At 71.2% G+C, this 13,078-nt stretch carries 9 protein-coding genes and 1 pseudogene; 9 read left to right on the forward strand and 1 reads right to left on the reverse strand.

Features of this window, described 5'->3' with window-relative positions; translation table 11 throughout:
• Positions 1-102 precede the first annotated feature (102 nt).
• The 4 genes from ACRC20_RS04965 (at position 103) to mdlC (ending at position 4,892) form a co-directional block, all read left to right on the forward strand.
• Entirely contained in the window at positions 103-1,248 is a 1,146-nt protein-coding gene (locus ACRC20_RS04965) for a DNA cytosine methyltransferase (RefSeq protein WP_438685235.1), read from the forward strand.
• Complete coding sequence (locus ACRC20_RS04970; protein ID WP_438685236.1) at positions 1,245-2,180, forward strand: DUF4928 family protein; 936 nt, start codon at positions 1,245-1,247, stop codon at positions 2,178-2,180. Before ACRC20_RS04965 ends, ACRC20_RS04970 begins: the two co-directional genes overlap by 4 nt.
• A gap of 281 nt (positions 2,181-2,461) precedes the next feature.
• Positions 2,462-3,259: an SDR family NAD(P)-dependent oxidoreductase gene (locus ACRC20_RS04975; RefSeq protein ID WP_438685237.1), complete on the forward strand. Its 798-nt coding sequence runs from the start codon at positions 2,462-2,464 to the stop codon at positions 3,257-3,259.
• A gap of 43 nt (positions 3,260-3,302) precedes the next feature.
• Entirely contained in the window at positions 3,303-4,892 is a 1,590-nt protein-coding gene (gene mdlC / locus ACRC20_RS04980) for a benzoylformate decarboxylase (protein ID WP_438685238.1), read from the forward strand.
• Here mdlC and ACRC20_RS04985 read toward each other — a convergent pair.
• Positions 4,827-5,933, reverse strand: coding sequence for an AraC family transcriptional regulator ligand-binding domain-containing protein (locus tag ACRC20_RS04985; protein ID WP_438685239.1), 1,107 nt, complete (start codon positions 5,931-5,933; stop codon positions 4,827-4,829). The genes mdlC and ACRC20_RS04985 overlap by 66 nt on opposite strands.
• Before the next feature lie 98 nt (positions 5,934-6,031).
• Between ACRC20_RS04985 and ACRC20_RS04990 the strand changes: the two genes are divergently transcribed.
• From ACRC20_RS04990 to ACRC20_RS05010, 5 genes and pseudogenes are all read left to right on the forward strand, one after another.
• Complete coding sequence (locus ACRC20_RS04990) at positions 6,032-7,288, forward strand: alanine racemase (RefSeq protein WP_438685240.1); 1,257 nt, start codon at positions 6,032-6,034, stop codon at positions 7,286-7,288.
• The gene (locus ACRC20_RS04995; protein WP_438685241.1) at positions 7,285-8,592 is read left to right on the forward strand and encodes a D-arabinono-1,4-lactone oxidase; all 1,308 of its coding nucleotides are present in this window, start codon (positions 7,285-7,287) and stop codon (positions 8,590-8,592) included. The genes ACRC20_RS04990 and ACRC20_RS04995 overlap by 4 nt, the downstream gene beginning before the upstream one ends.
• A 2-nt stretch (positions 8,593-8,594) precedes the next feature.
• On the forward strand, positions 8,595-10,025 hold the full coding sequence (locus ACRC20_RS05000) for an amidase (protein WP_438685242.1): 1,431 nt from the start codon (positions 8,595-8,597) through the stop codon (positions 10,023-10,025).
• Between the two features lie 196 nt (positions 10,026-10,221).
• The gene (locus ACRC20_RS05005) at positions 10,222-11,778 is read left to right on the forward strand and encodes an APC family permease (protein WP_438685243.1); all 1,557 of its coding nucleotides are present in this window, start codon (positions 10,222-10,224) and stop codon (positions 11,776-11,778) included.
• Positions 11,778-13,025 (forward strand): annotated as a pseudogene (locus tag ACRC20_RS05010) (acyl-CoA dehydrogenase family protein); the annotation flags it as partial. The gene ACRC20_RS05005 and the pseudogene ACRC20_RS05010, both read left to right, overlap by 1 nt.
• Between the last annotated feature and the right edge of the window lie 53 nt (positions 13,026-13,078).

Raw genomic sequence — 13,078 nt, forward strand, 5'->3', positions numbered from 1 at the left:
GAGGCGGCGCGGCGCGCGACCGGATTTTGTCGGAGCCAACTGTCATACTCTCCCCATGGGATTCTCCGTGCGGCACGCGCTCGCAGGCTTCGAGGAGCGTGAGTGAGCGGCTTCTACGAGTTTTTCGCGGGCGGCGGGATGGCCCGGGCCGGTCTCGGACCGGGCTGGGACTGCTTGTTCGCCAACGACATCGATCCGAAGAAGGCCGCGAGCTATGCGGCGAACTGGACGGGCGAGCAGTTCCGCACGGCGGATATCAGCACGTTGGCCGCCGCCGACCTGCCGGGCCGCGCCGAGCTGGCGTGGGCTTCGTTCCCATGCCAAGACCTCTCGCTCGCGGGCGCGGGCGCGGGCCTCGGCGGCGAGCGCTCGGGGACGTTCTGGTCGTTCTGGGGCCTGGTCAAAAAGCTCAAAGCCGAGGGGCGCGCCCCTCGGATCGTCGTGTTGGAGAACGTGGTGGGGCTGCTCAGCTCCCACGCGGGCGGAGATTTCGCCGCCGTGTGCTCTGCGATTGCCTCCGCCGGGTACAGCATCGGCGCGCTGGTCGCGGACGCCGCGCGTTTCACGCCGCAGTCCCGGCCGCGTTTGTTCGTAATCGCGGTCTCGAAATCGGCTCCCGTCCCGCGCGGCCTCGTCGCCGGGGAGCCGGATCCGGCGTGGCATCCGCGCGGGCTCGTCCGCGCCCACGCCCGCCTTCCGGAGAACATCCGGCGAGCCTGGAACTGGTGGGCCTTGCCCGAGCCCGCGCCGAGGCGGCACGTCCTCGCGGATCTGGTCGAGGCCGAGCCGACGTCGGTCCAGTGGCACGCCCCCGAGCAGACCGCCCGCCTCCTGGACACGATGAGCCCGATCAATCTCGCGAAGGTCGAAGCCGCGAAGCATGCGGCCTGCCGGTCGGTCGGCACGGTCTACCGAAGGACCAGGGCGGGCTCAGGCGGCGAGAAGGCTGTGCGGGCCGAAGCCCGTTTCGACGGATTGGCGGGATGCTTGCGGACTCCGGCGGGAGGTTCGAGCAGGCAGGTCCTTCTTGTCGTCGAAGGGGGCGAGGTCCGATCCCGGCTGCTCTCCCCGCGCGAGGCAGCCCGGCTGATGGGCCTGCCGGACAGCTATCTCTTGCCGGAGCGCGCCAACGACGCGTACCACCTCCTCGGCGACGGCGTGGTCGTGCCGGTCGTCCGGTTCCTCGCCGAGCACCTTGTCGAGCCGTTGGCGGACTCCCGCGCGGGCGGGGCGAAGAGGACCGCGTGACAGGGGGCTTCCCCGACGGGCTCGACGCGTTCGCGGCAGAACGGGGGTTCAACGGCAAAGGGCCGCTGTGCGTGGCGTTGGTCGTCACCCAGCACGCCAGGGCCGCAGGCTTGCCGCTCGACCCGGACGCGCTGCTCACCGACGGCGGCGGCCAGGTGCTCGGGCTCGGCAGAAGCGCCGTGCAAGCGATCTTGGGCCGCCACGGCCTCACCCGTGTGCTCGCCTCCGAGGGAGGTCGCACGAGCCGGGGCAGCATCGGCAATATGCGCGAGTACGTCGCCTTCCTGAACCGCCAGGCCGCGACGGGAACCGTGGACCTCGACGCGGCCGAGGCGTTCTGGATCCAGCGTGTCCACGCGTTCTTCGCCGCCAAGCCGTTCAAAATCCGCCTCGACGCGTCGCGCGGCTCGCGTGTCGTCGTCCGCGACGTGCTCGAACAGGCGGTGGACCGCCAACGCGCGGCGCCAGGCACGCAGTACGCGGGAGCCGTGCTCCAGCATCTGGTCGGGGCCGTCCTCGACAACGCGCTCGGCCTCGGCGCGGTCGCGCACCACAGTTTTTCGACCTCGGACGCCCAGACCGGGCGTGTCGGCGACTTCCACATCGGGGACGCCGCGATCCACGTGACCACCGCGCCGAGCGAAGCGTTGGTCCGTCGGTGCCGGGAGAACCTCGACGACGGCCTCTCGCCGATCATCGTGACCACAGCGCGGAACCTCGCCGCTGCGGAGGTCTTGGCGGCGAACGCCGGGCTCGAAGAGCGGATCGACATGTTCGAGGTGGAGCAGTTCGTCGCCTCGGACCTCTACCGGCGCGGGAATTTCACGGCCGAAGGGCGCCGAGGGGCGGTGCACGAGATCGTGGCCCGCTACAACCAGATCATCGACGAGCACGAGACCGATCCGAGCCTGAAGATCGAACTCCGGCAGTAGCCGTGCGGTTTCGGGCGTTCCCGTTCCGGCTGCGATTGCGACGCGCAACCAGGCGAAGGGGAACAGCAGCGTCATGCCCGCGTGGCCGAGCAGGCGACAAGAGCCAGAAATGGTCAATAAGGCGTTCTTCCGCGAGGGCGCGCCGAATTTTCGGGCCATGTGTTTTGCGTCAATTTTCCTGACATATTGGACGTGGGCCTGCCTATACTGGCCGAGGGCGCGCCGCCGCGTCGCATGCCCGCCTGCACCATCGAACCCGATCGAACAAGAAGAGGCCGACTATGACGAGCGCGCAGACTTTTCTCATCACCGGCTCGGAGTCCGGGCTGGGCCGAGAGACGGCCATCCAACTCGCCAAGGCAGGGCACCGGGTCGTCGGCGGGACGTTGGACGAGCGCCGCCGCGCCGAGGCGGACGCGGCCTTCGCCGAGGCGGGCGTCTCGGTGGAGACTGTTGTCTTGGACCTGACGAACCCCGACGATATCGCGAAGGCCGTCGAAATCCCGGCGGACGTCCTGATCAACAACGCCGGGTTCGGCGCGCAGGGGCCGATCGTGGAGAGCCCGCTCGAACTGGTCCGGCAGGTGTTCGAGGTCAACGTGTTCGGCACGCTCGCCCTCACCCAGGGCGTGGCCCGCAGGCTGCTCGCGCAGGGCGCCCGAGGGAAGATCGTCATCATCTCCTCGATCGCGGGACTGTTCGTGAGCAAGGGCGCCGGGGCCTACACGGCCAGCAAGTTCGCCCTTGAGGCGGTGGCCGAGGAGCTTCGGCTGGAGCTGGTCCCGCACGGCTTCGAGGTCAATGTGATCAACCCCGGGCCCTTCTCGACCGGGTTCAACGAACGGCTGGTGGGGAACGCGCCCGCGACGACGCTCTTGGCCGACGACGGGTTCGCGGAGGCGTACTCGGGACTGACCGAGGGCCAGTACGACCCGAGCATCGCGGTCGACGCGATCGTGCGGGTGGCCTCGACCCCCGGCTCGCCGTACCGGACGATCGTCCCGGCCGCCGTCGGCGAGCTGGCGAAGGGCTACCAAGAGCAGGTGTGGCACGACCTCGGCGATGTCGTGGCCGTCTAGTCCGCCGCGCAGGCAACACACACCCGGCAAAGGAGGCGGAGGCATGGGCACAGTGCGCGACGCGGTGTACGCGGTGCTGCGAGAGCACGGCGCGACGACGTTCTTCGGCAACCCGGGGTCCAACGAGCTGACGTTCCTCGACGGGCTGCCTGAGGATTTCCGCTACTTCCAGGCGCTCCACGAAGGGGCGGCGGTCTCGATGGCGGACGGCTACGCGCAAGTCAGCGGCAGGCCGGCCGTGGTCAGCCTGCACTCCTCCTCGGGCACCGGCAACGGGATGGGGATGCTGAGCAACGCCTACATCTCGCGCAGCCCGCTCCTGCTCATCGCGGGGCAGCAGGTGCGCGCGACCGTCGGGGCGGACCCCATGCTGGCGATACCGCGCCCCACGGTCCTCACCGCGCCGTTCACCGGCTTCTCGGGCGAGCCGCTGGCCGCCTCGGACGTGCCGAGAATGGTCAAGGAGGCGCTGGTCGACATCGCGCACGGCAGCCGCCTGCCTGCGTTCCTCTCCATTCCGTACGACGATTTCGACGCGCCGTTCGAGGAGCCTGCCGCCCGTGCGCTCGGCCACCGGCCTCGACGCGGCGACCGGCTCGCCGCGGCGGACCTGGCATGGCTGGCCGACCAGCTCCGCTCGGCCGGGCGGCTGGCGCTCGTGGCGGGATCGGACCTCGACGGCGCGGCCGACCAGCGCCAGCTCGTGGAAGTGGTCGAAACATTGGGGGCCGATGTGTGGGCGCCGCCGTCGGGGTACCGGCTCGCCTTCCCCAACCGGCACCCGAGCTTCCGGGGTTCTCTGCCCGCCGCGCAGCGGCAGGTCGCCGAGCTGCTGTCCGGATACGACCTGGTGGTCGTCCTCGGCGCGCCGGTGTTCCGCTACCACCAGCACGTGCCGGGGACGGACATCGGCCTGTTGACCCGGCTCGTCCACATCACCGACGACGCGCGGGCAGCGGGCCGAGCCGCGGTGGGCGAAGCACTGATCGCCGGGCTCGGCCAGATCGTCGCGGACCTCCACGAGGCGCTGGGCGCCGCGCCCGGCGGCGCCACGCAGTGGCAGCCGGTTCCCGAGCCGCCCGCGAGCCCCGGCCCCGCGCTGCTGTCGGAGCAGGTCTTCGCCGCCGTGCGCCGCGCTGTGGCGGACCCGGTGCACGTGCTCGAATCGACCTCGACGGTGCGCCAGTTCTTCGCGCAGGCGGATGTGCGCGCGCCGCGCTCGTATCTTTTCCCCGCGTCCGGCGGGCTGGGCTTCGGCCTCAGCGCGTCGATCGGCGCGCAGCTCGCGGTTCCGGGCCGCCAGGTCGTCGCTCTCATCGGGGACGGGTCGATGAACTACACCGTCTCCGGGCTGTGGACCGCCGCCCGCTTCGGCGTGCCGGTGCTGTTCGTGGTCCTGCGCAACGGCAGCTACCAGGCACTTCGGGACTTCTCGAACCTGTTGGGCACGACGGACGCGGATTATCTCTCGGTGGCAGGGCTCGACTTCGTGCCCATCGCGCGAGGATACGGAGTCGAGGCGCACCAGGTCGCGTCCGCAGGGGAGCTGGAGGAACGGATCCGCGCGTCATTGGGCGAGGACGGACTGGCCTCGGCTCCGCTGCTGCTCCAGGTCGACACCGTGCTGGAGTAGCAGCGACGCGCCATCGCGCGTCCCCGTCGCCCGGTCCGTGGACGGTGTCAGCCCGGTCCACCGGAGATACGCGCGGCGGAACTCGCGCGTGTCGCTGAAGCCGACTTCGGCTGCGATCTCGTTGATCGCCTTCCGCGTCTCGCGGACGAGGGAACGGGCCCGTTGGCAGCGCACCCGGTCGCGCAGGCCGCTGAACCGCTCTCCTGCGGCGGCGAGACGGCGATGCAGGGTGCGTTCGGCGACGTGCAGGCGGTTGGCGATTGCGGCCATCGTCATCGGGCGGCGCAGGTTCTCCCGCAACACCGCCTCGACCACGGCCACGATGTCGTGCGGGGCCTCGTCGGAGCGCAGGAGGCTGCGGCACGCGGCGACGGCGACAGCCTGGTTGGCCGGGTCCCATCGGGGCAAGGGCCGCCGCAATGTCGCGTCGGAGAAGACGAGCCGGTTGGCTCCGGCCCCGAATCGGACCTGGCAGCGGAAGAACTCGGCGTACTCGGCGGCGTAGGACGGGGCGGGGTAGGCGAGCTGCAGGTAGTGCGGCACAGACTCCTCCTCCAGCATGAAGCGCGCGGCGAGGAGCACGCTGCAGAACAGCTCTTCGCAGAGGAAGGGGAGGATGTCCGGCTCCGGCGCGCGCTCGTAGACGCGCAGGGCGGTCTCGCCGTCGAACTCCTCCTTCGCCACGTCCATCAGGCTCCCGGTGGTCTGGTGCAGCTCCAGTCCGAGGTCCAGCGCCTCGCCGAGCGTCGCGGAGGAGCGCATCGCGAGGCCGAGCATGCCGAAGGAGAGGAACACGTCGCGGCGGCCGACCTCGATGCCGAGGGGGACTCCGGGCATGGCGCGGACCGCGCAACGCAAGAAATCGGCGGCTTGGCGGAAGGACACCCGCGTGTCCGGCGCGGTCAACGACAGTTCGGCGAGGCCCGCCCGGGCGAGCCACGGCCGGGAGTCCAGGCCCCGGCGCTCGGCGGCGGCGGCGACGCTGGAGAGCACCGAGGCAGGGATGAGCGCGGCGCGCAGCCGCGGGTCGGCGAGGGTCATCGTGCTCCTCTCGTCCTGCGGGCAGTGTCCGGTTTGCCACCCATTGTGACTATGCTACCCCTGGCGCTGGGCCAGGCCCGTGCGGTTGAATCGACGTCATGGCTGTCGACTTGTCCCACAAGCCGGAGACCCCCGGCGCGTGGGAGTCCCCAGAGCGCTACTGGCCGTCGCTGACGGCGGCCACGCGAGAGCTCGACCCCCCGCTCGGAGTCCTCGAACTGGACGCGCTTGCCCACAACGCGCACGACATGCTTCGCCGAGCAGGCGGCAAGCCGATCCGGGTGGCCTCGAAATCCGTGCGCTCGCGGGCCGTGCTCGACGCGGTGCTCGCGCTGCCCGGATATGCGGGCGTGCTCGCCTACACCCTTCCCGAGGCGCTGTGGCTCGCCCAAGGCGACGCGGAGCATCCGCCCATCGGGGATGTGGTCGTCGGGTACCCGAGCACGGACCGGGCCGCGCTCGGCAGGCTCGCCGGATCCGCCGAACTGGCCGCCAGAGTGACGCTCATGGTCGACTCCGTCGACCAGCTCGACGCGGTGGACCAGGTCGCGGCTCCGCGAGGGCGCGAGGTCGTCCGGGTGTGCCTCGACGTGGACGCCTCGTGGCGCTCGCCCCGCCGCAAGCATGTCGGAGTGCTCCGGTCCCCGGTCCACACGCTGGACGAGGCGCGCGAGCTGGCCGCGAAGATTGTCGCCCGGCCTGGCTTCGCGTTGGTCGGGATCATGGCGTACGAGGCGCAGATCGCGGGTCAGGGCGACGATCTTCACGGCCGGGCGGCACGAACGGCGGTGATCCGCTGGGTGCAGCGCCGCTCGAAGGCCGAGCTGCTCGAGCGCAGGGCGCGCGTGGTCGCCGCCGTGCGCGCGGAGGCCGATCTCGCGTTCGTGAACGGCGGTGGCACCGGATCGCTGGAATACACCTCGTCCGACCCGTCGGTCACCGAGCTCGCGGCGGGGAGCGGGCTGTTCGGCGGCTTGTTGTTCGACTCGTACCGCGCGTTCCGCCCCGCGCCCGCCGCCGCGTTCGCGCTCCCGGTCGTGCGCAAGCCCGCGCCGAGGGCCGCCACGCTGCTCGGCGGCGGCTGGATCGCCTCCGGGCCGCCGGGGGCGGACCGGGTCCCGCTGCCCGTGTGGCCGAGCGGGTTGCGCCTCGTGCCGGGGGAGATGGCGGGCGAGGTGCAGACCCCGGTGGCCGGGGATGGGGCCGAGGGGTTGGCAGTCGGCGACCGGGTGTGGCTGCGCCATGGCAAATCCGGCGAGATCAGCGAGCACGTCGACACGTTCGCCCTGGTGCGCGGCGGAGCCTTGGCGGGCCGGGCGCCCACGTATCGAGGCGAGGGAAAGGTGTTCCTATGAGCGACCGGCTCTGGCAGAACTGGGGGAGGACCCAGTCGGCGCGGCCAAGCGAGATCGTCCGTCCGCTGGACACGGCGCAGGTCTGCGAGGTCGTCGCCAACGCGGCGCGGCGCGGCGCGCGGGTCAAAGCGGTCGGCTCGGGGCACAGCTTCTCCGGGATCGCCGTCGCGCCGGAGATCCTGCTCGACCTTGGCGCGATGGCCGGGCTGGTGGACGCCGACCTGCGGCGCTGCCGTGTCACCGTCGCCGCAGGCACGCCGCTGTGGCAGCTGTCGGGGCTGTTGGCCGAGCGCGGGCTCGCCATGGCGAACATGGGCGACATCGACCGCCAGACGGTGGCGGGCGCGATCGCCACCGGCACGCATGGGACGGGCGGCGCGTTCGGCGGGCTCGCGACGCAGGTCGTCGGGCTCACGCTGGTCACGGGGAGCGGGGAGACGCTCCGCGTCGACGAGGCCGAGCACACGGAGCTGCTCCTGGCGGCCAGGATCGGGCTCGGCGCGCTCGGGGTCCTCGTGGATGTGACCCTCCAATGCGTCCCCGCCTTCCAGCTGCGCGCGCAGGACCAGGCAGAGCCGCTCGCCGACGTCCTGGACGGCTTCGACGAGCGGGTCGCCTCGGCGGACCATTTCGAGTTCTACTGGTTCCCGCACACGCAGGTCGCGCTGACGCGGACGAACACGCGGCTTCCGGCGGGCGCGCCGTTCACGCCGCCGGGCCGGATCTCGCGATGGGCGCGCGACGAGATCCTCAACAACGCCGTCTTCGGGGCGGTCTGCGGCGCCGGGTCGCTCGTGCCCGCCGCCGTCCCGTCCCTCAACCGCGCGGTGGCCAGGCTCGCCGGGAGCAGCGTGCGTGTCGACCGCTCGGACCGCGTGTTCGTCTCGCCCCGCAGGGTCCGCTTCCGCGAGATGGAGTACGCGATCCCGCGCGAGGCCGTGCTGGCGGCGTTCGCCCGGGTGCGGGCACTCCTCGACGGGCGGGGCTGGCGGATCGGCTTCCCGGTCGAGGTGCGCACGGCGGCGGCGGACGAGAACTGGCTGTCCACCGCGCACGGGCGCGAGAGCGCGTACATCGCCGTCCACCGCCATGCGAGGGAGGACCCTGCCGAGTGCTTCGCGGCGGTGGAACAGATCATGCGCGATTACGACGGGCGCCCGCACTGGGGCAAGATGCACAACCGGACGGCAGCCGACCTGCGCGGCAGCTACCCGCGATTCGACGACTTCCTCTCGGCGCGCGAGCGCCTCGACCCGAGCCGGGTCTTCGCCAACGATTACTTGAGCACAGTATTAGGAGACTGAATATGGCCGAAGCCCCCTTGTCCGCCACCGTGTCCGCGTTCACGGACGACGCGCTCGGCGACCTCGACGCGACCGGGGTCGCCGAGCGGATCGCCTCGGGCGAGACCAGCGCCAAGGAATGCGTGGCGGCGGCAATCGCTCGGCTGGAGCGGGCGAACCCCCGACTGAACGCGGTGGAGTTCGAGGACTTCGAGCGGGCGTTGCGCCGGGCTTCGCAGGCCGAGCGGCCGAGCGGCGCGTTCGGCGGCGTGCCGACGGCGGTCAAGAACAACATCCACGTCGCGGGCCTGCCGCTCACGATGGGCTCCGCCGCCATCCCGCCGATCCCGAAGGCCTTCGACGGCCCGTTCGCCAAACAGTTCCTCGACACCGGGGTCATCCCGATCGCGTCCACCTCGCTGCCCGAGTACGGCTGGTCGGCCAGCACGGAGCGGTCCGGAGGATTCGTCACCCGCAATCCCTGGCACACGGATTTCTCCTCCGGCGGCTCCTCGGGCGGCTCGGCCGCGCTCGTCGCCTCGGGCGTGCTGCCGATCGCGCACAGCAACGACGGCGGCGGCTCGATCCGCATCCCCGCTGCGGCCTGCGGCTTGGTCGGGCTCATGGCAAGCAGGGGGCGGCTCCTTGGCGACCCGTCGAGCGACTCGGCCCCGATCAAATTGGTCGTCAACGGGGTGCTGGTGCGCAGCGTCCGCGACTGCGCGCGCTTCTTCGAGGCCGCGGAGCAGTCCTATCGCAATCCTCGGCTGCAGCCGATCGGCAGGGTGGAGGGGCCTGGGGCGCGGAGGCTGCGCGTCGGGGTGTGCGTCGACTCGCCGCTCGCGCCGCCGACGGACCCGCAGACCCGCGCGGCGACCGAGCGCGCCGCCGCGCTGCTCGAGTCGCTCGGCCATGTCGTCGAGCCGTTCTCGCCGCCGCTGCTGTCCTCGTTCAAGACCGATTTCCAGGACTATTGGTCGTTCCTCGCGTTCGCGATCGCGAAAGGGGGGCGGCAGATGTTCGAGGGCTTCGACCCGGACGGGCTCGACCCGCTGACCCTCGGACTGGCCCGGCGGTTCGCGAGGCGCGCGTACCGGGCCCCGTTGTTCCTGGCCCGGCTCGCGGCGGCAGGACGAGTGTATGAGCGCGGCTTCGGCCAGGTGGACGTCATCCTCACCCCAGTGCTCACCCATGTCACGCCGCGCATCGGGTTCCTCACGCCGGACCAGGACCCCGAGGAGCTCTTGGCCAAGCTCAGCGACTACGCCGGGTTCACCCCGCTGCACAACGCGGCGGGCGCCCCGGCGATCTCGCTGCCGCTCGGACGGAGCGCGGAGGGCCTGCCGATCGGGGCGATGTTCAGCGGCAGGCGCGGCAGCGAGCGCATGCTGCTGGAGCTCGCGCACGAGATCGAGCAGGCGCAGCCGTTCTTGAGGCTCGGCGCGGAAGGCTGAGGCCGAAGTTCTGCGCGGCGAGGGCCGAAAAGTCCGCGCAGGTGGCGAGCGGCGATTCCGGGTTGGCCGTTGACGTGCGCCGAGACTCCGCAGAGACTTGTGCCTATGCGCTTGGACTGTAGCTGAGCGGGCGGCGGGCTCGGCCCGTTCGCCCGCGTTCGGGGTGCTCGATCCGTCCAACGCAAAGGCCATGCGCATGTCTGCTCCACAATTCGCCGTCAACGGCCGCTCACTGCGCGAAGCGGGCTCGGGCGGGCTCGAACAGGACGCGGTCGGCTCGTGGGGGGTGTTCGCCCAGGGCCTGGCCGCGGCGGCGCCAAGTGTCGCCATCGCAACCGTCCCGTTCTCGCTCTTCGTCGCGGCGGGCAAGGGCGCCGCGTTGGCGGCGGTCGTCGGGCTGGCGGCAGTCGTCCTGGTCGCGGCCACCATCAGCTTCCAGGCCGGGCGGACGGTGTCCTCCGGATCGCTGGGCACGTACGCGGGCAACGGCCTCGGCCCGGGGTTCGGCTATGCGGCGGGTTTCAGCCTCCTCGTCGGCTACATCGGGTTCGCGACAACGGGGACGCTCGGCGGGGTGCTGTACTTCGAGTCGTTCTTGGAGTCTGTCGGCGTCCGCTCGGAAGCCACGTGGTTCAAGCTCGCGCTGGTCGCGGTCGTCGTCGCGGTCGCCGTCTATCTGCCGTACCGGGGGGTGTCGATCTCGGCCAAGTACGAGCTGGTCTTCGAGGTCGTCGCCGTCGCGCTCATCTTTTTGATCGTCGCGGCCTCGTACACGAGCTACGGATGGCGCCTCGATGTCGAGCAGTTCTCGCCCGCGCATTTGGGCAACAGCTCGACCTTCATCGCCGCCGTCACGGCCGTCGGCTCCTACGCCGGGTTCGAGAGCGTTGCCTCGCTCGGCGCCGAGTCCCGCGACCCGCACCGGACGATCGCCCGCTCCTTGCTGCGCGTGGTCCTGATCATCGGGGCGCTGTACATTGTCGCGACGTATCCGCAGATCCTCCAGTTCCGGGGCGTCGACGGGGACCGCGCGATCCTGCCCCAGGTCGCGGCGAACGCGGGTGTCGGGTGGGCGGTCTACCCGGTCGGCCTCGCGGTGACTGTCGCGTTCGTCGTTTTCGTCACCGCCGTGATCAACTCTGCCTCCCGAGGGCTGTTCACCTTGGCCCGCGAGGGCGCGCTGCCCGCGTTCTTGACCCGGGTCCATCCGTCCCACAAGACTCCGGTCGCGGGCATTTTCCTCATCGGGGCCATCGCCGCCGCCTTCTCCACTACCGCGACGCTCATCTCGGTCGGGCGGCTCGTGTTCGACGTGTACGGCGGCTACGTGGCCAATTGGGGCTTTTTGACGAGCTACCTGCTCGTGGTGGTCGCGACCCCGATCTGGTTGTACCGCATCAGGGCGCTGACCACGGCGAAGCTCGTGGTCTCGGCCACGGCGGCGTTGGCGATCGGCTACGTGGTCCTGAGCAATTTCTATCCGGCGCCCGCGTTCCCGTTCAACGTCTTGCCGCTCATTTTCGCCGCGATCCTCTTCGCGGGCATGTCCCGGTACTGGTACTTGCGGTTGCGCCGCCCCGAGACGGCGGCTCGGATCGGCTCCGTCCAGACGCTCTCCGAGGCGGAGCAGGCACGGCTCGCGGAGCTGGGGATCCTCGAAGTCCTCCGTGCGGGCGGTCGGGAGCCCGCAAGCGGTCCGCCCGGTCCGAAAACGGCCCCCGGCCCACGGCACGACGAAGGAGCGCTGGTCTGATGGCCGTTGCAGCACGAACCGACACGACCGCGTACCGGGGCGTCGGCGACGAGGACTTCCAGACGTGGCGGGCGGCTGCCGAGCGGGCCGCAGCCGAGCTCGCCGCCACCGCGTTGGCCAGGGACCGGGCGAACGAGAACCCGGTCGCGGAGATCGGTCTGCTCCGCGAGAGCGGCCTCTTGTCCTTCGCCGCGCCGCGCGAGCACGGCGGCGCGGGCGGCAGCTTGAGCCAGGCGCTCAAGCTCGGACGGATCGTCGCGGCGGCGGACGGCTCCATCGGCCAACTGCTGCTGTACCACTACTCCAACGGGGTGTGGACCCATATCCTCGGCTCGCCCGAGCAGCGCGAGCGCATCGAGCGGGGCGTCGGCGAGCGAGGCTGGTTCCAGGGGAGCGTCAGCAACCCGCGCGACCCAGGGATCGTCGTCGTCCGAACGGGCGAGGGCTACCGCGTCACCGGGAAGCGGACATTCGCCACCGGGGTCGCCGTCGCCGACCTCGTCACGGTGCTGCTCTACGGCGACGAGCCGGTCAACGCGGTCATTCCCCGCGACCGAGAGGGCCTGAAGTTCAACGACGACTGGGACAACCTCGGGCAGCGCCTCACCGCGAGCGGCAGCGTCGAGTTCGACAATGTGCTGCTGCGCGACGACGAGGTGCTGAGCGGGCTGGCGCGATTCGACGGGGACCGTGAACGGCGCGACGGGCTGCGCACGCTGTTCAGCCAGCTGATTTTCGCGCATCTGTACGTCGGGATCGCCGAAGGCGCGCTCGCCTCGGCGGTCGCCTACGTCCGGGACAAGGGGCGGCCCTGGCCGGAGGCCCAGTCGACGGCGGCGGCCGACGACCCGTACCACCAGCAATTGCTCGGACGGCTGTCGGCGCAGATCGCTGCCGCAGCCGCGCTCGCCGACGCGACGACCCCCGAGTTCGAGCGCTCGCTCGCGGCGGGGGAGCGGCTGGCCGCTGAGGACTGGGGCGGGCTCGCCATCCGCGTGGACCAGGCGAAATCCGTCGCCACCGAGGTCGCGCTCGATGTCACGCACAATATTTACCAAGCCACCGGGGCGCGGTCCACCGCCAACTCCGTCGGGCTGGACATCTACTGGCGCAATGCCCGCACCCACACCACGCACGACCCGCTGCCGTATCGGCAGCGCGAGATCGGCAAGCATCTTTTGACCGGGGAATGGCCCGCGCCGCGCGATATCCGCGCCATCGCGAGGGCCGTCGAGGCCACCCAAGGGGGCGCAGCGCAGGGGAAGGAAGCGCAGGGGAAGGAAGCGCAGGGGAAGGAAGC

The sequence above is a fragment of the Segniliparus sp. genome, assembly GCF_051660745.1.
Classification (GTDB): domain Bacteria; phylum Actinomycetota; class Actinomycetes; order Mycobacteriales; family Mycobacteriaceae; genus Segniliparus.